The sequence below is a fragment of the Specibacter sp. RAF43 genome (genome assembly GCF_052114065.1).
In the GTDB taxonomy this organism is placed as follows: Bacteria; Actinomycetota; Actinomycetes; order Actinomycetales; family Micrococcaceae; genus Specibacter.
Genome location: NZ_JBFREA010000026.1, coordinates 129213 through 150274, shown reverse-complemented (window position 1 = coordinate 150274; position 21062 = coordinate 129213). Strand labels below are relative to the sequence as shown.

Sequence of the window (21062 nt, the reverse complement as noted above, 5' to 3'; positions counted from 1 at the left end):
GGCAGCAGGGCCTCGGCCAGGCGCAGGCGCCGGTTCGCCTCGGCGCCGCTAAGCAGCAGGGACCCGGTGAGCACCCCGGCCGGGTGCGTGATCCCGGCCTCGCTGAAGCGCCCGGCCCGGGTGCGCCCGGCCAGCTCCCCGGCCGCCTGGACCTGCAGGCCGGCCAGGAACCGGCCCAAGCGCTCCAGCTCCTGCGCCCAGGCCACCGCCTGGGCATCCGTCAACACCCCCAACTCCACCCCAAACGGCACACCGCACCCGCCAGGCCCCACATCGGAACCCATGGCATCCGCGACGGAGGCGAACGCGTCCGTGTCCCCGGACCCGGCCCCCACATCGGAACCCACGGCGCCGGAACCTGCGGCGTCCACGCCCGCGGCGTTCGCGGCGGCGTCGGCCAGGGCGGCGGCGAGGGCCAGCAGCCGGTGGATGTGTCCACCCAGCCGCCCCGCCGCCGTGCCGGAAGCGGTGCTCCCCGGGCCCCTCGTCGTCGCGTCCATACCCCGATGCTACCGACCACCACCGACACTTCTCGACCCATATTCGAAGGATGTGGACAACTTTCGAAAAATACTAGAAGAGTTCTATCAAATGGATTTACCAGAGGATTTCTGTGGATAACTTCTGGCTGGGATTTCGGTTTGGGGTTAGGTTGGAACCAAGCTGACTTGGGGCCGCTCCGGAGGAGCCCCCGCACGATTTACTGCAGGGGCTCATATGACGACCAGAACGTTGCGTTCACAATCGATTCCCGCACGTGTCCGCCCCCGCTGGAAACGACGATTCGGCTTGGCCCGGCATCTGGGACTTGTGTTGGTTGCCGGGCTGCTGCTGGCGGGCTGCGCTGCAGCCGAGAATCCCGGCGGGGTAGTGGGCACGTCGGGGCAGCCTCCGGCACTAACCATCACGGCCACGACGCCGGCTGTCACTCCGTCACCCGTGCCCGTGTATAAGCCGGCGACCGCGGATGGCCCGGCCGAGAATGTCCCCGTGCCCGTACTGCCAGCGGCGGCCAAGGAATTCTCCAAAAAGGGCCTGGAGGCCTTCACTCGGTACTGGTACTCGACACTCGGCTATGCGTTCGAGACCGGGAATACCGGACCGATGATGAAAGTTAGTGACTCAAATTGCCAGATGTGCCATGCAATGGAACAAGGTGTGATTGGCGGCCATTCAGACGGTAAGTGGATAGTTGGCGGCCAAATGATTGTCTTGTCCGCGGATAGCCCCTTTGTGCCAACCTCCGACGGAAACTATCAGACGATCAGCATGGTCCGACAAGACCACGTGAAGTACTTCAAGGCCAATAAGTCCCTTGCTAAGGACCTTGGCGTGGCTGCCTCGATTGGGGACATATTGGTCGGAAAGTACGAAGGAGACCACTGGATAGCAATCACAGTCGGACACCTTAGTGGTAGCAAGAAGTGACGAGCATGGCGCTCCATAAATCACGGCGTATCCTCACAATTGCCGTCGCAGCTGGAATAATCTCGTGTTCAACCGCTAGCGTCAGCGCTGCCGGAGATGATGAATACACACCTAGCTGGAGCACTCCAGGAATCAATACGGACGCATTCCATAGACTTCCGGGAGTCGATGTTCTGTATGGTCAACCCCCATCGGCTAGTCTGTCGGACCCTTATATTTACGAACATCGGCTGGCATGCACCACGGCCGACAATGCAATTTTTCCTGACTGCGCCGCGAATTTGATCCAATGCACGGCCGCCGCCGGCGGTGTCGCTGTCTATTGGTACCACTCGTTGAGTACGGCAAGCCCTCCCTCGTGGTCGTTCGATTCGGGTCCAGTGTGCGTCTACTCTGAAAAGCCCCTGGATGTACTGGCGCAGATCGCCGCCCAAATCGACCACGCCTTCGAGCAGTCGCCGGTCATGCCGGCTACTGTGGGCAGCCAGCCCGGCCCGCACACCCTCCGCGGCGAGGAAACGAACTTCTACGCCCAGGCCGAAGAACAGGTCTTCACCCTCACCCTGCTCGGTCAGACCGTCCACCTCACCGCCACGCCGGTCGCCTACACCTGGAATTACGGCGATGGCACCGTCTGGGGCCCCACGGTCAGCGCCGGCTTCCCGCTGCCCGATGACCGGATCGGGGAACACACCAAGACCAGCCACGTCTACACCGCCAGCGGCAAGTATTCCATTGTGGTGACCACCCACTTCAATGGCCGCTACAGCGTCAACGACGGCCCCACCCTGCCCATCCCGAACCAGGGACACACCGTCTCGGCGCCGCTGGGCCTGACCGTCTGGCGGGCCATCACCCGAAACTACGCCGACGACTGCATCGTCAACCCCGCCGGTGCGGGCTGCTAGACCAGGCGCGGGCTGCTAAACGCGGGCTGCCAGAACAGGAGCCCGCTCTGCGAACTCGCCGTCCCGAGACGCGAGCGCTACTTCCGGCCGTGCACCTTGGTCCTAAGCAGCAGGACCTTTTCGTCGATCGGGGCATCGGAGCTCGCACGCATGGCGCGATAGTATTCGCGGGCCTCTTCCTGGCGCTCCCGCTCAATCCCGGTCGCGATTGGGGCGCGCAGGTGTTCGGGGCCGTAGCCAAACGCATCCACCAGTTCCAATGCGTGCGGGCGCAGCTTGGCCAGGACACGGTTGATGTACGGGGCCAGCGTCCGCGCGCGCTGCATGGAAATCCGGCCGTTCATCAGGTACCAGTCCAGATGCTTCTCAATCAGCGTCAGGCCGAACAGGTCGCGCAACCGTGTCAAGACCTTCAAGGTGCCCTCGTCCGCAATCCCGCCCAACGCCTCCGTGAACGACTCCCACTGCAGCAGCTCAGCATGGGCCCTGGCAGCCTCAATGAGTTCGTTCTGGTGCTCGTTGAAAATCTCGGCGGCCTTGTCCTGGGGGAGCTTGGCGGCACCCTTCAGGGCCCCGGCGACGTCGGCCACCATGGTTTGGACACGCCCGGCAAGCATCTGGTGCTGGGTGTCCTGGTCCTTGAGTGCCTTGGCGGACTTTTGCGCCGAGCCGGTGTCGGCCACGAACTGGCTCACCTGACGCAGCCCCGTCTTGTTAAAGGCGAGGTCCGCGGCCTGCCCGACGGCGAAACGCGCCAGCACGCCGAAGTCCAGGTTGCGGAACTCCTTGCTGTAATCGGCCAGCAGCCGCTTCGCCACGAGCTGCAGCAGCACGGTGTTGTCGCCTTCAAATGTGGCGTACACGTCCAGGTCGGCACGCAGGGAGGTGAAGCGGTTTTCCACCATAAACCCGGCGCCGCCGCAGGCCTCCCGACATTCCTGCAGGGTTTCCAGCGCATGCCACGTCGACAGCGACTTCAGCGCCGCCGCCAGCGTTTCCAGATCCTGCCGGTCCTCGTCGGAGTCGTTGGCGCCGGAAAACACGTCATCGAACTTCGCCAGCAACTTCTCATGGGCAAAGGCGGCCGCATAAGTGGTGGCGAGGCGGGGGAGCAGCCGCCGCTGGTGGCGCTGGTAGTCGAGCAGGACCACCTCTTCGGTGTCCGAGGCGGCGTTGAACTGCCGGCGTTCGGCGGCATACCGGATCGCGATCGTCAGCGCCACCTTGGAAGCCGCGACGGCTGCCCCGTCCAGCGACACACGACCCTGCACCAGGGTGCCGAGCATGGTGAAGAAGCGCCGCCCGGGGCTGGCGATGGGGGAGGAGTAGGTGCCATCGGCGGCGACGTCGCCATACCGGTTCAGCAGGTTGGTGCGCGGAATGCGCACATTCGTGAAGTGCAGGCGGCCGTTGTCGATTCCGTTCAGCCCGCCCTTGATGTTGTCGTCCAGGCCGCCGATGCCAGGCAGGAACTCCTTGGTCGAAGGATCCCGCAGCTCGACGTAAAAGGCGTGGACACCATGGTTCACCCCTCGCGTGACCAACTGGGCGAACACCACCGCGGCGAGTCCGTCGACGGCGGCGTTGCCAATAAACTCCTTCCAGGCGGCGCGGAACGGCGTGTTGATCACAAACTCCTCCGTGCCGGGATCATACGTCGCCGTTGTCGCGATGGAGGCCACATCGGAACCATGCCCGATTTCCGTCATGGCAAAGCAGCCGGGGATCGCCAGCGACATGATGCCCGGAAGCCACTTGTCCTGATGTTCCCTGGTGCCCAGATGCAACACGGCGGAGCCGAATAGGCCCCATTGCACGCCGGCCTTGATCTGCACCGACGGGTCGGCCGTGACGAGCTCCTCGAAGCCGGCCACGTTGCCGCCATGGTCGTTGTTCCCGCCCAGGCGCTGGGGGAAAGCCCGGTGCACGGCGTTGTGTTCCACCAAAAGGCCGAGCTGGCCAAACGCCCGCTTGCGGTGTTCGGTGTGCGTCAACCCCTCCACCTTGTGAAGATCGGGCAGGCCCGCCAGCGCCCGGGCCTGCAACCGGACGTCGGCCCATCGCCCAAGCAGTGCCCTGCCGAGCTCTGCCACGTCAACCGTGGTGCCGGCGTCGTTCGAAGGGATTGTCGTGGCGGTGAATACGTCAGTCATGGATTACTTCTCCTGCAGGTGATCGGTGGCGACGGGGGAGACTTGCGAGCCCACCCCGTCAAGGAGCCAGGTGGTGATTTGTTCGGCCATGGCGGCGTGGTCCGGCTTGTGGTGCGAGGCCGGTGCCTTCAGCCAGAGCTCGCCGGCGGAGCGGACCAGGCCGATCGCCGAGGTGGGCCAGTAGCCAAGCAGCGGGGAGCCGGCGTCGCCGAGCATGTCCCGCAGCGGCTCGGAAATCATGGCGACGACGGCGTCGAAAAAGCCGCTCAGGTCATCGGTCTCGCCGGCGCCGTCGACCGCGGCGGCGGTGACGAACATGTACACGTTGGGGGAGGTCTGGGCCATTTCCAGGTAGGTGCCGACCATGTTGGCCAGTCCTTCGCGAGGGGAGCGGGCGGTCCGCCCGGCCACCAGGATCCGCTCCTCCATCGCCCCGATCACCACCTTGCCCACCGCCTGCTGCAGGCCGGCCTTGTCCCGAAAGTAGCGGTAGAAAACGGACTTGGACGTGCCGGCGTGGACGGCGATGTCTTCCATGGACGCGTCGGCGCCCAACTGGTGGACGGCGCGGCGCGTTGCCTTGATGAGCTCACGACGCCGTTCCTCCCGGTGGCTTTCCCAGCGCGCCGAACGCCCGTCCACCGACCCCGGCTGTAATATTTTCACGATACCCAGCGTATCAGGTACGCTGGGTATCAGTAACAGACTGGTGCGTCGGCCACGGCACGGCTCCCGTACGCCGGGGCGCGGCGGCGGGCGGCCGACTGACGCACACCAGCGTCCCACCAAGCTCCAAGGAGTCGGATACATGAGTTCTCCCACAGCAGCAACCACGCCCCTGACGGGTGTCCGCCAGGCCGTCATCGTCGGCGGCAACCGGATCCCGTTCTCCCGGGCGGGTGGCCCCTACGCCCATTCCTCCAACCAGGACATGCTCACCGCCGCGCTGGACGGACTGGTGGCCCGCTTCGGGCTGGCGGAGGAACGGATCGGCGAGGTCGCCGCCGGCGCCGTCCTGAAACACTCACGCGACTTCAACCTCACCCGCGAGGCCGTGCTGGGCTCCGCCCTTGCCGCCGACACCCCGGCCTACGATCTCCAGCAGGCATGCGCCACGGGCATGGAAGCGGTCATCGGGCTCTCCAACAAGATCAAGCTGGGCCAGATCGACTCCGCGATTGCCGGTGGCGTGGATTCCGCCTCCGACGCACCCATCGCCGTCAGCGAGGGACTCCGCGCCATTCTGCTCGACCTGAGCCGGGCCAAGACGGTGCCCGAGAAGCTCAGGATCATCGCACGCATCCGGCCCAAGGACCTCGCCCCGGATGCCCCCTCCACGGGGGAACCACGGACCGGGTTGTCCATGGGCGAGCACCAGGCGCTCACCACCGCCCAGTGGAAGATCACCCGCGAGGCGCAGGATGAGCTGGCCCTGGCCAGCCACAAAAACCTCGCCGCCGCCTATGACCGCCACTTCTTCGATGACCTCCTCACCCCGTACCGGGGGCTGGTCCGCGACAACAACCTGCGCGCCGACTCCTCCATGGAGAAGCTGGCCAGGCTCAAGCCCGTCTTTGGCCGCAACCTGGGCGACGCCGCCACCATGACGGCCGGCAACTCCACCCCGTTGACGGACGGCGCCGCCACCGTGCTGTTGGCGTCGCCGGAGTGGGCGCAGTCGCGGGACCTTCCGATGCTGGCCACCGTGGTTGACGGCGAGGCCGGGGCCGTGGACTTTGTCCATGGCCGGGACGGCCTGCTCATGGCGCCGGTCTTTGCCGTCCCGCGCCTGCTGGCCCGCCAGGGGCTGAGCCTTGATGACATTGACTACTTTGAAATCCATGAGGCGTTCGCCGGCACGGTGCTGAGCACCCTGGCGGCCTGGGAGGACGAGGAATTCGGCCGGACGCGGCTCGGTCTCGCCGGCGCCTTCGGCACCGTGGACCGGGACAAGCTCAACGTCAACGGCTCTTCGCTGGCCGCCGGCCACCCGTTCGCCGCCACCGGCGGCCGGCTGGTGGCCACACTCGCCAAGATGCTGCACGAACGCGGCCGCGTGGACGGCCGCCCCGCCCGCGGCCTGATATCCGTGTGCGCGGCCGGCGGCCAGGGCGTTGCGGCACTCCTGGAAGCCAGGTAAGCCGCATGACACCGCCGGTTTCCGAAAAAGAAAAAATAGACAAGTACACCGAATTCGTCGGCAGCGGCCTGGGCCGCGAGCTGGCCAGGCGACTGGGCCTGCCGCAGCCGGCCATCCTGCGCCGCTACGACCCCCAGGCGCCGCTGGTCGAGGGCCCCATCCTGGTGGTGGGGCCGGGGGTTGGGGCCGACGCCGTCGCAACGGTGCTGCTGGGCTGGGGCCAGGACGTGCGCCGGCATGCGAGCCCCAAGGAGAAGCTGGGGGCCATCGTGGCGGTCCTGGACGAGCTGGCCCACCCGGATCAGCTGTCCGCCCCCGTGCGGGAGATCGGAAGCTCACTGCGTGAGCTGGCCCGCAACGCCCGGATCGTCACCATATCTCGGCCCGCCCAGGCCGGGGACGTCCCGGAAGTGGCGGCCGCCCGCCACGCCGTGGACGGCATCGTCCGTTCACTGGCCAAGGAACTGCGCTCAGGCGCCACGGCCAACGGCGTGCTGCTGGCCGGTGATCTGCCGGCGGATGCGCCGAGCGCCATGGCGTCGCTGCGGTTCTTCCTGTCGGGCCGCTCCGCCTTTGTGGACGGCCAGTTCCTGGCGGCGGGCGACGCCGGCACCCGCGCCGAGCAGGACTGGGCGCGGCCGCTGGACGGGCGGGTCGCCGTCGTCACCGGTGCCGCCCGGGGCATCGGCGCCGCGATCGCACGGACGCTGGCCCGCGACGGTGCCAAGGTCGTGGTGGTGGACGTGCCGGCCGCCGGCGACCGGTTGGCCGACGTCGCCAATGAAATCCGCGGCACCGCCCTCCAGCTGGACATCACCGCCACCGAGGCCGGGGCGCGCATCCTGGACCATGCCGCCTCCCGCCATGGCCGCCTGGACATTGTGGTGCACAACGCCGGCATCACCCGGGACAAATTGTTGGCCAACATGGACGCGGCCCGCTGGGACTCGGTGATCGTCGTGAACATCGCCGCCCAGCTGCGCATGAACCAGGCCTTCCTGGCCAGCAGCCATTTCGCGGACAGCCCGCGCATCATCAGCGTCTCCTCCACCAGCGGCATCGCCGGCAATCGCGGCCAGACCAACTACGCGGCGTCCAAGGCGGGCGTCATCGGGATGGTCCGGGCGACGGCGCCGCTGCTGGCCGCGGCGGGCGGCACCGTCAACGCCGTGGCGCCCGGGTTCATCGAGACGGAGATGACGGCCAAAATCCCGTTCGCCACACGCGAGGTGGCCAGGCGGCTCAACAGCCTCCAGCAGGGCGGCACGCCGGGCGACGTCGCCGAAGTCATCGCGTTCTTCGCCTCGGGTGCGGCCGCGGGCGTCACCGGCAACGTCCTGCGCGTATGCGGACAAAACCTGGTGGGGCAGTGACCATGGACGAACGACTCACCGAGATGCCTTCCCTCTCCAAGCTGTATCTCAATGCGGCGGCCGCCTCGGCCCGGCAGCGGCTGGCCCGGACAAAACCGGTGGTGGCCCTGCCGGCCCGCGCCGTGGAGGTGCGCGGCGTCACGGCCAACCCCGCGAAACTGACCGCCTTCGCGCACCTGATGGGCAAGCCGGCCCGGGACGTGCTGCCGTCCGGCTACGTGCACTCGCTGGCCTTCCCGGTGGCCATGAGCGTCATGGTGGGCGAGGACTTCCCGCTGCCGCTGCTGGGCATGGTCCACCTGGACAACCATGTGGAACACTTGGCGCCCATCCAGTTCGATGACGTGCTGACCATCAGGGCCTGGGCCCGGGACCTCGCCGGCCACCGCAGCGGCACCCAGGTGCAAATCGTGGCGGAGGTGCTCACCGCCGACGCCGTCACGGTCCTGTGGCGCGGCGTCTCGACCTACCTGGCCAGGGGCATCTACCTGCCGGGCCTGGACAAGCCCACCGCCGCGGGGGAACGGGCGCCGTTTTCACCGCCCACCCCCACGGCCCAATGGCGGCTCGGCGTCGATACCGGCCGGGCTTACGCCGCGGTCTCGGGCGACTTCAACCCCATCCACCTGAGCGTCCTGAGCGCCAAGGCACTCGGCCTGCGGCGGTCCATCGCGCACGGCATGTACGCCGCATCCCGGGTCCTCTCCGATGTCGGAACGCCTAAACCGGACGTCTTCAGCTGGGACATCTCCTTCGCCTCGCCGGTTTTCCTGCCGGCCATCGTGTCCTTGCACATTGGCGACTCGCTGGCGGACGACGGCGGCTGGCTCGGTTCCGAGTTCGTCGCCTGGAATGCGCGCAGCGGCAGAAAGTACTTCAGCGGCAGCGTCACCCCCGGCAAGTTCCCTCGCCCCGTGCAGCCCTAACGCGGCGATCTGGCGCAGCCCTAACGCGGCGAGCGAGGACAGATGCTCCCGGTCGGCGGGCCCCGGGCTGGCCGCACCTGCCCGGACCGGCCTTTTTGCCGTCCACGCCACGGCACGGGTGAACCGCCGGTGGGGCCGCACCGTTGTTGGGGTATCACGGGCCCGGGCGTCGGGTGCGCGAGGATCCGAGGGATCGGCCGCGGGACGGCCGGAACGGGAGCATGAACATGAAAGCACGGAAATGGCCGGTCCTGGCCCTGGCCCTGCTGGCCGTGGCTGCGGCGGGTGGTTGTTCCTCGCCCGCGGCCCCGGCCGGCAACGGACATACTACCGCGACCACGGTTGCGACGCCGACCCCATCAACGGCGTCGGCCCAATCCACGGCGCCCCCATCAACCGCCTCGGCCCCATCAAGCGAACCGGCCACCCAACCGGCTTCCCGCCAGGCCGCGCCCCCGGCTGCCGCGCCGGTACTAAAGACCGCATCGGCGTCTCTGGGCACCGTCGTCGTCAACGGACGGGGCCTGACCGTCTACGTCTTTGACCACGACCAGGCCAATGCCGGAAGCAGCACGTGCTTTGGCAGCTGCATTGCCTTGTGGCCGGCCGTCACCACCACGGAGGCGACGCCCCGGGTAGCGGGGGTCACCGGGACGGTGGGAACCATCATCCGGCCGGACGGCGCCCGGCAGGTCACCCTCAACGGCCTGCCGCTGTACACCTACGCCCCCGATGCCAAGCCCGGGGACGTGATGGGCCAGGGTTTTGGCGGGATCTGGTGGGTGGTGGCCGCCGACGGCACCAAGATGACCTCGGTCGCCGGTGGCGGCGGGGGGAGCGGCTACTAGAATTCGGGGCCACTGGAATGCGGGCGGGCGGCGCCCCTGGTGGTCCTAGAGCCGTGCGCGGAGCAGCGGCGTCCCGGTGCCGGCAGGGGAGGCCGACTGGATGATCATTTCCTGCATGGCGGAGACCGGGATGGTGGTGGTTGCCACGGGGGTCACTGTGCTGCCCGGCGCCGCCCTCCAGCTCGCCACGCTGATCCGTTCTCCCGTCTTGGTGACCACCACGAGTTCGTAGGCATGGGGTTCCTCCGCGACGTGGCTCGTGCCGCTGGAGGCCGGGGCTCCCGTTTCCGTCGCGGACGCCCGGTAGGTGCAGGTCCACGCAATGCGCGTCCCCCAGGGCTCCGCCTGCGCCTGCCCCGAGGCCGCCAGCACCTGCTGCCCGGTGGTGGTGAACGCCAGCCGGACGGCCGCGGTTCCGGGGCCGGGTGTGGATTGGGTCGCCGGATAAGTGGTGTCGGGCAGCAGGCCGGCCGTCACCGCTGCGGTGCCCGTCACCAGCGCAAGCACGGCGGCAGCCGCCGCGGCGGCGATGCCCGCCCTCCGGCGTCGCACCTTCCGGGCAAAGGCGGCATAGGGGGCGACGTTCACCGGCAGCTCCTGCGCGGGCGCCGCCGACGAGCCTGGAGAACCGGCCCGGATCGAAGCGGGTTCGGCTAAGCCCAGCAGTCCCGGCAGGCCGGAGACTCCGGCCAGGCGGCGGCGGCACCGGGCGCATCCGTCCACATGCTGTTCGTAGTCGCGCCGCTCCGATGCCGGCAGGGCGCCGAGCACATAGGCGGCGTCCCAGAGCTCGTAAGGATCGGAGTCCCAGAGCTCGTAAGGATCGGAATTGGTCCGTGGCGTGGTCATCGCCGACTCACCCCCCTCTCCTGAAGGGCGAGTCGCAGGGCGCGCAGGCCGTAGTGGAGGCGGGACTTGACCGTGCCGTCGGGGATGCCCAGGGTCGCGGCAATGGTGCGCGTGTCCTGGCCCTGGAAGTAGGCGAGCCGGATGACGTCGCGGTGGTCGGCGGTGAGCGTGAGCAGGGCGTCCTCCACCAGCCAGGCGTCCAGGACGCGGTCAATTTGGTCGGGGCCGGGCGATTCGGGGAGTCTGTCGGTGCCGATCTCCATCCGGTGGCGGGCACTGCGCCAATCGTCGATCACCAGGTTCCGGGCCACGGTGAACAGCCAGGCGCGCAGGGCCGGCTCGGGCCTCTGGAGGACCTCCGGGTGCCGCCACGCCCGGACCAGCGTCTCCTGCGTGACGTCCTCGGCCAGCGAATGGTCGCTGGTCAGCCGGGTCACGTAGCGCAGCAGCGGGGCGGCAAAATCGGCGTGCAAGCCCCGCAGGGCATCCCCGCGCGTTACCTTGGCGGGCGCCGCATCCGGGTGCCGCCCCTTTGGCTGCGCGGCCATTCCTTGCTGCGAAGACAACTCCACGGATACCTCCTGACAGGGAGACGGAGCGGAGACCGCCGTGGTTCACCGGCGCCCCGGCCCGGCCTCCCGTATCACCCACGGCGAGCGCGCACCTGATGAACTAGGAACCCAAGGGCCTTCCACTGCATATTCTCCTCGCCCCCGCGGTCCTCGTCACGGTGCCGCCGCGAAGGCTGACGTTCGCTGCGAGACCGGGGTCTGGGTACCAAAAGCGGTGAACAACGCCCGGTTTCGGCGGGAACTACCGGTTTCGCCCTCCTCAGACCCGCCAGCGCAGTCGAGTGTCCGTGGAGCTCTTCTTGCAGGTGTAGGTCTTGCCGTTGGACTTGCCGATGCCCTTGGCGCCGTTCGTCGAGCAGAAGGCGCCGGGGGAGACCTTTGCCAGCGGGGCGGGCTTGACGGCGGGCTTAATGACAGGCTTGACGGCAACGGGAGGTTTCGGTGCCGGCTTGGGGGCGGCATGGACGGCCGACGTGCCGGCGGGCTTGATCGGAATGACCTTCGGGACCCCCTGTTTGGGGCATGGCTTGAGCATCTGGAGCATCATGGCCTTCTCCGGTGACGTCACCGACAACGCATACTTCTTCTTGACGGCGATTTGCGTGGCGACGTAAACGCACCGGAACGCCTTGTTCGCCGGCAACCAGGCGGAGGCTTCCCTGTCGCCCTTGGCCCGGTTGGCATGCGCGTCGACGGCGAGCAAATTCAGGGGGTCGTTGGCCAAGGCGGTGCGTTGGGTCAGGGACAGGTGCTGGGCACCGGCAACCCAGGCCTGGCCGAGGGCGACGACATGGTCAATGTCCACGGTGTTCCCGCCCTTCACCCACCGGATGGACTTGGCGGTGTACGGGTCTTTCAACATTCCGGACGTGACGGCGCATTTCTTTGCATCCGAGAATCTCGTCCCAGTGAAGTCGCGTTTCAAAACGTCATTTCGGGTATCGCAGCCGTTGCGGTCCACATCTTTCCACGCCTGCCCGAATTGGGCGCGGGTATATCCGGTCTTGGCCGCCTTGCCCTTGACGGGCAAGGTGTTGAGCATGGTGACGGCGGCCCCGCCATTGGAGGCCAAGTGGGGAAGTGCCGCCGCGGCGCTCTCGGCGGAAGGGAGTGAGGAGCAACCGGTGAGCAGCAAGGCAGCGGCAAGGGCTGTGGCGGCCAGATTGTGGGCGCTTAAAATCTTCATGATTCCTATGGGTTACGACAAGACTTATATGTATCCGTGATTTAAAGTCCAGCCTAACTCAGCAATGCCGCCACAAATGCGGGCAGCGCGCCGACCGTCATGGGCATATTCGGCCGTTACCGGTCACGTGTTCGCATTGTGATGGCCAGGGCCAACTCCGGTGGCCGATTCGAGTTCGCCCCTCAGGGGCGTTGGGCCGTCACCGCCAGGGATGCTGCCTGTATGCTCCGCCAACCGCGCAGGCCGGCAGCGGAAGCGGCGGGGGACAGCTGCACGCCCTTGTTTTGCAGGATGGCCACCAGCGTGGCGTTGATGACATCTTCCCGCAGCTCCGCCTGCCAGGCGCCGCGAATGTTCGGCATGACAGGCACCCGTGCCTGGACGGTAATGACGTGCCCACCGACCAGGGCCGCCACAATGCAGGCGACGCCGGTCAAGACCAGTTTCAGCAGGTCCTCCCGATCGGTCGCCACGACGTAGACGGGCAGGGCGACCAGGGCGATCATCAGCAGCAGGCGCAGGGCCATGGTCCGCCGGGCGCTGCCGGAGGCCCGGCGCCGGGCTATCGTGCCGGCCAGCCGCTTGTCCCGGACCGCCTGTGCCTTCTGCCGCCACTGGCGCTGGGAGCCCAGGTGATGTTTGACAAGCGCCCGCGCTGCGGCCAGCTCTTCCGGGTAATCATTCCGGAGCCCCTCCACCAGCGGATCCGGAGCGTCGGCCCAGGAACTTGCGAGCCGGCGGTCAATGGCGGCCGCCATGTCATCCAAACCCAGGCGTGCGCCGGTCTCGGGTACTTCATCGGTCTGGGTTCCGGGCGTGACCCGGTTCGCCGGCTCCTCGGCGCCGTTGCCGGGGATGCGTGAACCGTACCGGGGCGAGCCATCGGCGAGATGGTAGTCGTTTCTCATACTTCCCCAATTTAGATGGTCCAGGCCGCAGGGCGTAACCGCGAAAAAGGCCACAGAATGTGCGGGGGCAAGAAAAAACCCCTGGAATCGTTGGATTCCAAGGGTTGTTCTGTGCGCGGAGGGGGACTTGAACCCCCACCCCGTTTCCAGGACTAGCACCTCAAGCTAGCGCGTCTGCCATTCCGCCACCCGCGCAGGTGAAACGAGAGCCCTGTTCAACCTTTCGGCCGAACCGCAAGCTCTCGAAGCAGCGAGAAATACGATAGCACGAGTTTTGGCTGGGCAACAATCGCGCCGACTGGCCGGCCGGACGGTGCGCTGCGCCGTCGCGGAAACGTCCCCGATGTAGGCTGGCAAGAGACGCCAAGCCTCAAAGGAGCCCCTCACGTGAGCACTGTCCGGCCCGAAGATGAAGTCACGCGCATCTGCCAGGAGCTGATTCGTTTCGACACCAGCAACTTCGGCACCAATGAGGGACCGGGGGAGCGGGCGGCCGCGGAATACACCGCCGCCCTCATGGCCGAGGTGGGCCTGGTCCCCGAGCTTTTCGAGTCCGCCCCCGGCCGGGCCAGCGTGGTGACCCGGCTCGAAGGCACCGACCCCTCCCTGGGGGCGTTGGTGGTGCACGGCCACCTCGACGTCGTCCCCGCACTCAAGCACGACTGGAGCGTTGACCCGTTCGGCGCCGAGGAAAAGGATGGCCTGATCTGGGGCCGCGGCGCCGTGGACATGAAGGACATGGACGCCATGATCCTCTCCGTCCTGCGCTCCCTGGCCCGGGACGGCCGCAAGCCCCGGCGGGACATCATCTTCGCGTTCTTTGCCGACGAGGAGGCCGGCGGCGCCTACGGGGCCCGCTGGGCGGTGGACAACAGGCCGGAACTGTTCGACGGCGCCGTGGAGGCCATCTCCGAGGTCGGCGGGTTCTCCGCGGAGATCGGCGGCAAGCGGGCCTACCTGCTGCAGACGGCCGAGAAGGGCCTGGCCTGGCTGCGGCTAACGGCCCACGGGCGCGCCGGCCACGGCTCCCAAATCAGCACCGACAACGCCGTGACCCGGCTGGCCCGGGCCGTCACCCGCATTGGCGACCACCAGTGGCCCATCGAATACACGGCCACCACCCGCCAGTTCCTCACGGGCGTCTCCGAGCTCACCGGCGTCGAATTCGACGAGGGCAACCCGGAGACGCTGCTGCGCCAGCTGGGCACCGTGTCCCGCTTCGTGGGGGCCACGCTGCAAAACACCGCCAACCCCAGCATGCTGGCGGCCGGCTACAAGGCCAACGTGATTCCCGGCACCGCCGAGGCCACCATCGACGTCCGCACCCTGCCCGGCCGGCATGAGGAGGTGCTGGAGCTGGTGCGCGAACTTGCCGGGGACGGCGTGGATGTCACCACCCTCCACGACGACGTCGCCCTGGAAACCCCGTTCACCGGCAACCTGGTGGACGCCATGATCGATTCCCTCCATGCCGAGGACCCGGGCGCCGCCGTCCTGCCCTATACCCTCTCCGGCGGCACGGACAACAAGTCGCTCTCCCGCCTGGGCATCACCGGCTACGGGTTCGCCCCGCTGCAACTGCCGCCCGAGCTCGACTTCACCGGAATGTTCCACGGCGTGGACGAGCGCGTCCCCGTCGCATCGCTAAAGTTCGGCGCCCGCGTGCTGGACCGGCTGCTTTCCACCTACTGAACCACCACGCGAACCAAGGATCGAGAACCGATGGACCCCGCTGAACTGCTCCCCGACGGCCTGCTGGAACGGTTCCGTGCGCGCGCCGCCGGATATGACCAGCGGAACGAGTTCTTCCATGAGGACCTGGCGGAGCTGACGGAGCGGGGCTACCTGGGCTTGTTCGCCGCCACGGACGACGGCGGCCTCGGCTTGGGCCTGCGGGAGGTCGCCGCCGCGCAACGCCGGCTGGCGACCGCCGCACCGGCCACCGCCCTGGCGATCAACATGCACCTGGTCTGGACCGGCGTCGCCCATCTGCTGCACGAGCGCGGCGACGACTCCCTGCGCTACGTCCTGACCGAGGCGGTGGCCGGGGAGGTCTTCGCGTTTGGCAATTCGGAGGCCGGCAACGACTCCGTCCTCTTCGACTCCAACACCGTGGCCCGGCCGCTCGGCGACGGCGGCTATTCCTTCACGGGCACAAAGATCTTCACCTCGCTGTCGCCGGCCTGGACCCGGCTGGGCGTGTTCGGCAAGGACACCACGGGGGAGGAGCCGCGGCTGGTGCACGCATTCATCACCCGCGACACGCCGGGCTACACCATCAAGGACGACTGGAACACCCTGGGCATGCGGGCCAGCCAATCCAACACCACCGTCCTGGACGGCGCCGTGGCGCCGGCGGACCGGGTGTTCCGCAGCCTCCCGGTGGGCCCCAACGCCGATCCCCTGATCTTTTGCATCTTTGCCTGCTTTGAAACCCTGCTGGCCGCCGTCTACACCGGGCTGGGGGAGCGGGCGCTGCAGATCGGCGTGGAATCAGTGCGCCGCCGGACCTCCCTGAAAAACGGCGGCCGGTCCTACGCCCAGGACCCGGACATCCGCTGGCGCATCGCCGACGCCGCCCTGGCCATGGACGGGCTCTACCCGCAGCTCGACGCCGTGGCCCGGGACATCGATGAGCTGACCGACCACGGGGCCCTGTGGTTTCCCAAGATGGTGGGGCTAAAGATCCGCGCCACCGAGACCGCCCGCACCGTGGTCGACCTGGTCATCCGGGCCAGCGGCGGAGGCAGCTACTTTGCCGGCAGCGAACTGGGCCGGCTATACCGGGATGTCCTGGCCGGGCTGTTCCACCCCTCCGACGACGAATCCGCCCATGCGACCATCGCCAACGCCTGGCTGGGGCCGATCGAACCGTAAGGACTCCCGCAGGGTCCCGCCGCCGGCCGGGCGCCTAGTACACGTTCAGCGTGCGCTCCACCCGGAAGACGCGCCGGCGCAGCCAAAACTTGCGCCCGCCGCCCACATACAGGCGGCTGCGCTCCAATTCCCACTTGCCATACTCCGCGTGCTCGCGCAAACGCTGGTAGGCAATGGGTGCCGACTCATCCGGGCGCACGGACACGATGAGGTACTCGTACTGCCTGGTCGGCATCCCCATTCCGGTGGCAGCCGGCTGCAAGGTTTCCTTCATGACCCGCCATTCCATCCGTCGTGTGCCTATCCTGCTCTCCCCATTAAAGCTACCCGCACGGGCCCGGGAAAAGGTCTTTCATGTTGACTGACACACTGGTAGCGTCATTCGCATGAGCATCGATCCGCGTGCAGCACTTAGTGCCTTGACGTCAGCCCTGGAGGAACACCTGGTGGCTGCTTCCGCACGTCGCGGAGAAGAAGACCCCATCGTCGAGGCAACCTTCCTGGGCATCATCGACGCCTTTGAGGTGTATGAGGAGGCGCTCTTCGACGCCTTCGACGAGGTCACACCGTTGGTGATCTACGGCGAGGACGACTCCGAAGAGGACTACGACGACTCCGAGGAGGACGTCGAGGACGACCTGGACCCGATCGACGACTGAATCCGCTAGCTTGATACCTCTTCGAGGACGGCCGCGATCTGCGCGGGCAACGGCTCCAGGGTCGAGTCAAGAATGTCCATGAGCTGGTCCACGGTCCGTGGACCCACCACGGCCCCCACCACATTCTGCTGGTCGAGCAACCAGCTCAGGGCCACGTCAAGCGGCTGCCGGCCCAATCCCTTGGCCGCGGTCACCAACGCCTCGGTGATCCGGCTGGGGCGTCCCCCCAGATACGGGTCAACATACGCGCTCATGGTTTCACTGGCGCCGCGGGAGTCCGCCGGTATCTGCCCGCGATACTTCCCGGTCAACACGCCCCGGCCCAGCGGGGCCCAGCACAAGACGCCGGCACCCACATGTTCGGCGGCCGGGACCACTTCCCGTTCGGCGCCCCGGGCCAGCAGCGAGTATTCGACTTGGTTGGCCACCAGCGCGGTCTCGGAGAGGGTCGCGGCCCGGGCCAGCTGCCATCCGGCATAGTTGGAGACGCCGGCGTAGCGGACCCGGCCGGTCGTGACGGCCAGATCCAGGGCGCTGAGCGTTTCCTCCAGCGGGACGTTGTCGTCCCAAATATTGGCCAGCCACAAGTCCAGGTGGTCCGTGCCGAGCCTGGCCAGCGACGCATCCAGGCCGGCCAGCATGGCCCGGCGGGACGTGTCCACCATGCGCTTGCCGTTGCGGTGGGTAACCCCGGCCTTGGAGATGAGCACCACGTCAGGGCGGGCCACCACATCCCCGACGAGCTCACCCAACAAACCTTCGGCCCGCCCCTCGGCGAAGCTCCCGGCCGTATCGATCGTGGTCCCGCCGGCATCCATGAACCCGCGCAGCAGCTCGCGCGCGGTGTCGTCGTCGGTTTCCATTCCCCAGGTCATGGTGCCCAATGCGAGTGCGGAAACGCGCAGCCCGCTGGTGCCCACGAATCGTTGTTCCATACCAGCTAGCTTACGGTGAAATCCGCCGTGCCCGGCGCGGCACGGCGCACCGGCCGGCGGGTGCCGATGCTCTAGGCTAAAACCCGTGAACTGGTTTGCAGCGGCCTTCCTCGGCCTGATTCAGGGGCTGACGGAATTCCTGCCAATTTCCTCCAGCGCGCACCTCTTTGTCGTCGGGAAGTTCCTGCCCTCGGGCGCGGACCCGGGCGCCGCGTTCACGGCCGTGAGCCAGCTGGGCACGGAGACGGCCGTCGTCGCATTCTTCTGGCGTGACATCGTGCGCATCGTCACGGCCTGGTTCGGCTCGCTGCGCGGGCGTGTTCCCCGCAGTGACCCCGATGCGCGCATGGGGTGGCTGGTCATCATCGGCAGCGTGCCCATCGCGGTTCTGGGCGTGCTCTTCCAGCACCAGATTGAATCGAGCCTGCGCAACTTGTGGCTGGTGGCCACCACGCTGATTGTGTTCGGCCTGATCCTGGCCGTCGCGGACGCCACCGCCGCCCAGACACGCGAGTTGCGGCAGTTGAGCGTCAAGCACGGCATCATCTTCGGCTTCGCCCAGGCACTGGCCCTCATCCCCGGCGTGTCCCGCTCGGGCGGCACCATCACGGCGGGACTCCTGATGGGGTACACGCGGGAGGCCGCGGCCCGGTACTCCTTCCTGCTGGCCATTCCGGCCGTGTTCGCCAGCGGGCTGTTCGAGCTGTACAAGATCTTTGCTAAGCACGAGGGCGCACAGGGTCCGTTCTCCATCGGCCAAACCGCGCTGGCCACCGTGATCGCCTTCGTCGTGGGATATTTCATCATCGGCTGGTTCCTGAAATTCATCTCCACCAAGAGTTTCCGCCCGTTCGTCTGGTACCGGATCGCCCTGGGCCTGCTGCTGTACATCCTGCTCGGCTTCGGCGTCATCACCGCCTAGGCACGGCCGCCCCGCGCCCTCGGGCACCTTCGGGGCCCCTCGGACGCTAGCGCCCAGCGTCCTCCCCAAAACTCGCTTCACTCCTTCGGGGCCCGTCGGACGCTAGGCTTAGGTACGTGAAAACTTGGAAGTCCCGCCCCGTTCCTGAGCTCCCCGGCACCATGCCGGCGCTCCTGCTCCACGAAACCACGGCGAATCGGGTGACGGCGCTGCCGGACGACGATCACGCCAGCCTCTACGTCTGCGGCATCACCCCCTACGACGCAACCCATATGGGCCACGCCGCGACCTATGTCGCCTTCGACCTGCTCAACCGGCTCTGGCGCGACGCCGGCCAGACCGTCAGCTACGTCCAAAACGTCACCGACGTCGACGACCCCCTGCTCGAGCGGGCCGCCCGCGACGGCGTTGACTGGCGTGAGCTGGCCGCGGAGCAGACGGCCCTGTTCCAGGAGGACATGGAGGCCTTGAACGTGCTGGCCCCGGACCACTACATTGGCGCCGTGGAATCGGTCGGGTGGATCGTTCCGCACATTGAGGAACTCATTGCCGCCGGTGTGGCGTACCGGGTCCCGGGCACGGCCGGCGAGCCCGACGGCGACGTGTACTTCTCCGTCGAGGCGGCCTCTGCGGAGAGCCACGGAAGCGGCCTTGACGGCCCGTGGTGGCTGGGCCAGGTCTCCGGCCTGTCCCGGGAGCAGATGCTTCCCGTCTTCGCGGAGCGCGGCGGCGACCCGGAGCGCCCCGGCAAGAAGCACCCCCTGGACGCGCTGCTGTGGCGGGTGGCCCGGGACGGGGAACCACACTGGGACGGCGCCTCGCTCGGCGACGGGCGACCCGGCTGGCACATCGAGTGCACCGTGATCGCCCAGCGCTTTCTGCCCGAGCCCTTCACGGTGCAAGGCGGCGGCTCGGACCTGGTGTTCCCGCACCATGAAATGGGCGCCGGCCATGCCTACGCGCTCAGCCACGTGCAGATGGCCCGGCACTACGCCCACACCGGAATGGTGGGGCTGGACGGGGAAAAGATGAGCAAGTCCCGCGGCAACCTGGTGCTGGTCTCCAAGCTCCGTGCCGACGGGGTGGAGCCGGCGGCCATCCGCCTGGCGATCCTGGCCAACCACTACCGCTCCGACTGGAATTGGTCCGACGCGCTGCTCTTCGCCGCCCAGGAGCGGTTGTGCACGTGGCGGGCGGCCCTGGACCACGCCAGGGCGGGGTCCGCCATGCCGCTGCTGGCGCAGGTCCGCGGCGCCCTGGCCGCCGACCTGGACGCGCCGGGTTCGCTGGCCGCCCTCGACGCCTGGGCTGCGGCCTGCCTGGCGGAGCCGGTCGTTCCCGCGGCCAGCGAACGCGACGTTGCCCTCGTCTCCGACGCCGTCGAGGCCCTCCTCGGCGTGGAGCTCTAGCCCGACCCCGGCATCCCTGCGACGGATACCGGGAGGGACGCTAGGGGAGGTCCTTGCCGCGGCGGCGCAGGTAGCGTTCAAATTCCTTGGCAATGGACTCGCCCGAGGCCTCGGGCAGGTCCACCGTATCCTTGGCCTCCTCCAGCTGGCGCACATAGGCGGCGATCTCGGGGTCGTCGGCGGCCAGGTCATTCACGCCGCGCTCCCACGCCTGGGCGTCCTCGGCCAGCTCCGTCGTCGGGAACGGGGACTGGAGGAAGTCCTCCACCTTGTTCAGCAGCGCCAGCTCGGCCTTCGGGGAGGGCGCCTGCGCCACGTAGTGCGGGACCGCGGCCCACAGGGAGATGGTGGGCAGCCCGGCCAGCAGGGCCAGCTCGTTGAGCACCCCCACAATGCCGATGGGGCCCTCATACTCGGAGGCCTCCAGGTTCAGGCGTTCCCGGAGGTCGCCGTCGTCGCACGTGGCCGTGACGGGGATAGGGCGCGAGTGCGGCACATCCGCCAGCAGGGCACCGACCAGCACCACATAGTTGACGTTGAGCTCGGCGGCCTTGGCCAGCAGTTCGGCCGTGTAGGCGCGCCACCGGTAGGACGGCTCGACGCCGTGGACGAAGATGACGTCCACGGCGGTCCCCGGGATCGTGGCCTTGGCGATCTTCGTCACGGGCCACTTGATCCGCCGCGCCCCGGAGGCGGTCCGACGCACCTCGGGCCGGGTGAACTGGAAGTCATAGTAGTCGTCGGGTTCGATGGTGGCGATCCGCTTGGCACCCCAGAGCTTGTGCAAATATTTCAGGGCGTCGCTGGCCGCCTCGCCGGCATCGTTCCAGCCCTCAAAGGCCGCCAACAGCACCGTGACGCGCTCCTCACCGGCCACCGGTTCCAACAGGTGGCGGGCCCTTACTGGTTCCCCGTCATTGATACTCGTCACGCCACCAGCCTACGTCCCCCCGCGATTTACGCCAGCCC

The 21062-nt window shown here is 67.8% G+C and carries 21 protein-coding genes and 1 tRNA gene; 11 read left to right on the top strand and 11 right to left on the bottom strand.

All coding sequences use genetic code 11. The features are described from left to right. A partial coding sequence (locus tag AB4Y80_RS14340; RefSeq protein WP_442215018.1) for a hypothetical protein occupies nt 1–500 on the bottom strand: 500 nt, incomplete at its 3' end. Nucleotides 501–717: 217 nt separating this feature from the next. Between AB4Y80_RS14340 and AB4Y80_RS14335 the strand changes: the two genes are divergently transcribed. Continuing rightward, on the top strand, nt 718–1428 hold the full coding sequence (locus AB4Y80_RS14335; RefSeq protein WP_442215017.1) for a DUF6318 family protein: 711 nt from the start codon (nt 718–720) through the stop codon (nt 1426–1428). A gap of 380 nt (nt 1429–1808) precedes the next feature. Next, nucleotides 1809–2336, top strand: coding sequence for a PKD domain-containing protein (locus tag AB4Y80_RS14330; RefSeq protein WP_442215016.1), 528 nt, complete (start codon nt 1809–1811; stop codon nt 2334–2336). A gap of 77 nt (nt 2337–2413) precedes the next feature. On the opposite strand, the gene AB4Y80_RS14325 is transcribed toward AB4Y80_RS14330, so the two are convergent. Further along, complete coding sequence (locus tag AB4Y80_RS14325; protein WP_442215015.1) at nt 2414–4489, bottom strand: acyl-CoA dehydrogenase family protein; 2076 nt, start codon at nt 4487–4489, stop codon at nt 2414–2416. Nucleotides 4490–4492: 3 nt separating this feature from the next. After that, a complete protein-coding gene (locus AB4Y80_RS14320) occupies nt 4493–5155 on the bottom strand; it encodes a TetR/AcrR family transcriptional regulator (RefSeq protein WP_442215014.1) in 663 nt (220 codons plus the stop codon). Between the two features lie 142 nt (nt 5156–5297). Here AB4Y80_RS14320 and AB4Y80_RS14315 point away from each other — a divergent pair, with 142 nt between their 5' ends. The 4 genes from AB4Y80_RS14315 to AB4Y80_RS14300 all read left to right on the top strand — a co-directional run bounded on the left by AB4Y80_RS14315 (nt 5298) and on the right by AB4Y80_RS14300 (nt 9776). Continuing rightward, entirely contained in the window at nt 5298–6629 is a 1332-nt protein-coding gene (locus AB4Y80_RS14315) for an acetyl-CoA C-acetyltransferase (RefSeq protein ID WP_442215013.1), read from the top strand. Nucleotides 6630–6634: 5 nt separating this feature from the next. Further along, nucleotides 6635–8002 carry a 3-oxoacyl-ACP reductase gene (locus AB4Y80_RS14310; RefSeq protein WP_442215012.1) on the top strand — a complete coding sequence of 456 codons (1368 nt, stop codon included), beginning with the start codon at nt 6635–6637 and terminating at the stop codon, nt 8000–8002. A 2-nt stretch (nt 8003–8004) separates the two neighbouring features. Further along, entirely contained in the window at nt 8005–8928 is a 924-nt protein-coding gene (locus AB4Y80_RS14305; protein WP_442215011.1) for a MaoC family dehydratase, read from the top strand. A gap of 227 nt (nt 8929–9155) precedes the next feature. Further along, nucleotides 9156–9776, top strand: coding sequence for a COG4315 family predicted lipoprotein (locus tag AB4Y80_RS14300; RefSeq protein ID WP_442215010.1), 621 nt, complete (start codon nt 9156–9158; stop codon nt 9774–9776). A gap of 45 nt (nt 9777–9821) precedes the next feature. Here AB4Y80_RS14300 and AB4Y80_RS14295 read toward each other — a convergent pair whose 3' ends face one another. From AB4Y80_RS14295 to AB4Y80_RS14275, 5 genes are all read right to left on the bottom strand, one after another. After that, entirely contained in the window at nt 9822–10625 is an 804-nt protein-coding gene (locus AB4Y80_RS14295) for a zf-HC2 domain-containing protein (protein ID WP_442215009.1), read from the bottom strand. After that, nucleotides 10622–11173, bottom strand: a complete 552-nt coding sequence (locus AB4Y80_RS14290; protein ID WP_442215008.1) for a sigma-70 family RNA polymerase sigma factor — start codon at nt 11171–11173, stop codon at nt 10622–10624. The genes AB4Y80_RS14295 and AB4Y80_RS14290 overlap by 4 nt, the downstream gene beginning before the upstream one ends. A gap of 283 nt (nt 11174–11456) precedes the next feature. Next, a complete protein-coding gene (locus AB4Y80_RS14285; protein ID WP_442215007.1) occupies nt 11457–12383 on the bottom strand; it encodes an HNH endonuclease family protein in 927 nt (308 codons plus the stop codon). 182 nt (nt 12384–12565) lie between these two features. Then, on the bottom strand, nt 12566–13291 hold the full coding sequence (locus AB4Y80_RS14280; RefSeq protein ID WP_442215006.1) for a hypothetical protein: 726 nt from the start codon (nt 13289–13291) through the stop codon (nt 12566–12568). A gap of 112 nt (nt 13292–13403) precedes the next feature. Continuing rightward, nucleotides 13404–13486, bottom strand: a tRNA-Leu gene (locus tag AB4Y80_RS14275). A gap of 192 nt (nt 13487–13678) precedes the next feature. Here AB4Y80_RS14275 and AB4Y80_RS14270 point away from each other — a divergent pair. Both AB4Y80_RS14270 and AB4Y80_RS14265 read left to right on the top strand, forming a co-directional pair. After that, a complete protein-coding gene (locus tag AB4Y80_RS14270; RefSeq protein ID WP_442215005.1) occupies nt 13679–14983 on the top strand; it encodes a M20/M25/M40 family metallo-hydrolase in 1305 nt (434 codons plus the stop codon). 30 nt (nt 14984–15013) lie between these two features. Further along, nucleotides 15014–16168, top strand: a complete 1155-nt coding sequence (locus AB4Y80_RS14265) for an acyl-CoA dehydrogenase family protein (protein WP_442215004.1) — start codon at nt 15014–15016, stop codon at nt 16166–16168. A gap of 34 nt (nt 16169–16202) precedes the next feature. Here the strand turns inward: AB4Y80_RS14265 and AB4Y80_RS14260 are convergent, their stop codons facing one another. Continuing rightward, nucleotides 16203–16442, bottom strand: coding sequence for a DUF5703 family protein (locus AB4Y80_RS14260; RefSeq protein ID WP_442215003.1), 240 nt, complete (start codon nt 16440–16442; stop codon nt 16203–16205). Nucleotides 16443–16554: 112 nt separating this feature from the next. Between AB4Y80_RS14260 and AB4Y80_RS14255 the strand changes: the two genes are divergently transcribed. After that, nucleotides 16555–16827: a hypothetical protein gene (locus AB4Y80_RS14255; RefSeq protein ID WP_442215002.1), complete on the top strand. Its 273-nt coding sequence runs from the start codon at nt 16555–16557 to the stop codon at nt 16825–16827. A 5-nt stretch (nt 16828–16832) separates the two neighbouring features. Here AB4Y80_RS14255 and AB4Y80_RS14250 read toward each other — a convergent pair whose 3' ends face one another. Beyond that, on the bottom strand, nt 16833–17762 hold the full coding sequence (locus AB4Y80_RS14250; RefSeq protein WP_442215001.1) for an aldo/keto reductase: 930 nt from the start codon (nt 17760–17762) through the stop codon (nt 16833–16835). A gap of 85 nt (nt 17763–17847) precedes the next feature. On the opposite strand from AB4Y80_RS14250, the gene AB4Y80_RS14245 reads away from it, so the two are divergent. Beyond that, nucleotides 17848–18684: an undecaprenyl-diphosphate phosphatase gene (locus tag AB4Y80_RS14245; protein WP_442215000.1), complete on the top strand. Its 837-nt coding sequence runs from the start codon at nt 17848–17850 to the stop codon at nt 18682–18684. Between the two features lie 116 nt (nt 18685–18800). Beyond that, nucleotides 18801–20093 carry a cysteine--1-D-myo-inosityl 2-amino-2-deoxy-alpha-D-glucopyranoside ligase gene (gene mshC, locus AB4Y80_RS14240; protein WP_442214999.1) on the top strand — a complete coding sequence of 431 codons (1293 nt, stop codon included), beginning with the start codon at nt 18801–18803 and terminating at the stop codon, nt 20091–20093. Between the two features lie 40 nt (nt 20094–20133). Here mshC and AB4Y80_RS14235 read toward each other — a convergent pair whose 3' ends face one another. Then, nucleotides 20134–21015: a PAC2 family protein gene (locus AB4Y80_RS14235; RefSeq protein ID WP_442215024.1), complete on the bottom strand. Its 882-nt coding sequence runs from the start codon at nt 21013–21015 to the stop codon at nt 20134–20136. Between the last annotated feature and the right edge of the window lie 47 nt (nt 21016–21062).

Coding starts and splice junctions, on each gene's coding strand:
- AB4Y80_RS14335 (WP_442215017.1), top strand. CDS start 718: ATGACGACCAGAACGTTGCGTTCACAATCGATTCCCGCACGTGTCCGC.
- AB4Y80_RS14325 (WP_442215015.1), bottom strand. CDS start 4,489: ATGACTGACGTATTCACCGCCACGACAATCCCTTCGAACGACGCCGGC.
- AB4Y80_RS14315 (WP_442215013.1), top strand. CDS start 5,298: ATGAGTTCTCCCACAGCAGCAACCACGCCCCTGACGGGTGTCCGCCAG.
- AB4Y80_RS14310 (WP_442215012.1), top strand. CDS start 6,635: ATGACACCGCCGGTTTCCGAAAAAGAAAAAATAGACAAGTACACCGAA.
- AB4Y80_RS14305 (WP_442215011.1), top strand. CDS start 8,005: ATGGACGAACGACTCACCGAGATGCCTTCCCTCTCCAAGCTGTATCTC.
- AB4Y80_RS14300 (WP_442215010.1), top strand. CDS start 9,156: ATGAAAGCACGGAAATGGCCGGTCCTGGCCCTGGCCCTGCTGGCCGTG.
- AB4Y80_RS14295 (WP_442215009.1), bottom strand. CDS start 10,625: ATGACCACGCCACGGACCAATTCCGATCCTTACGAGCTCTGGGACTCC.
- AB4Y80_RS14290 (WP_442215008.1), bottom strand. CDS start 11,173: ATGGCCGCGCAGCCAAAGGGGCGGCACCCGGATGCGGCGCCCGCCAAG.
- AB4Y80_RS14285 (WP_442215007.1), bottom strand. CDS start 12,383: ATGAAGATTTTAAGCGCCCACAATCTGGCCGCCACAGCCCTTGCCGCT.
- AB4Y80_RS14280 (WP_442215006.1), bottom strand. CDS start 13,291: ATGAGAAACGACTACCATCTCGCCGATGGCTCGCCCCGGTACGGTTCA.
- AB4Y80_RS14265 (WP_442215004.1), top strand. CDS start 15,014: ATGGACCCCGCTGAACTGCTCCCCGACGGCCTGCTGGAACGGTTCCGT.
- AB4Y80_RS14260 (WP_442215003.1), bottom strand. CDS start 16,442: ATGAAGGAAACCTTGCAGCCGGCTGCCACCGGAATGGGGATGCCGACC.
- AB4Y80_RS14255 (WP_442215002.1), top strand. CDS start 16,555: ATGAGCATCGATCCGCGTGCAGCACTTAGTGCCTTGACGTCAGCCCTG.
- AB4Y80_RS14250 (WP_442215001.1), bottom strand. CDS start 17,762: ATGGAACAACGATTCGTGGGCACCAGCGGGCTGCGCGTTTCCGCACTC.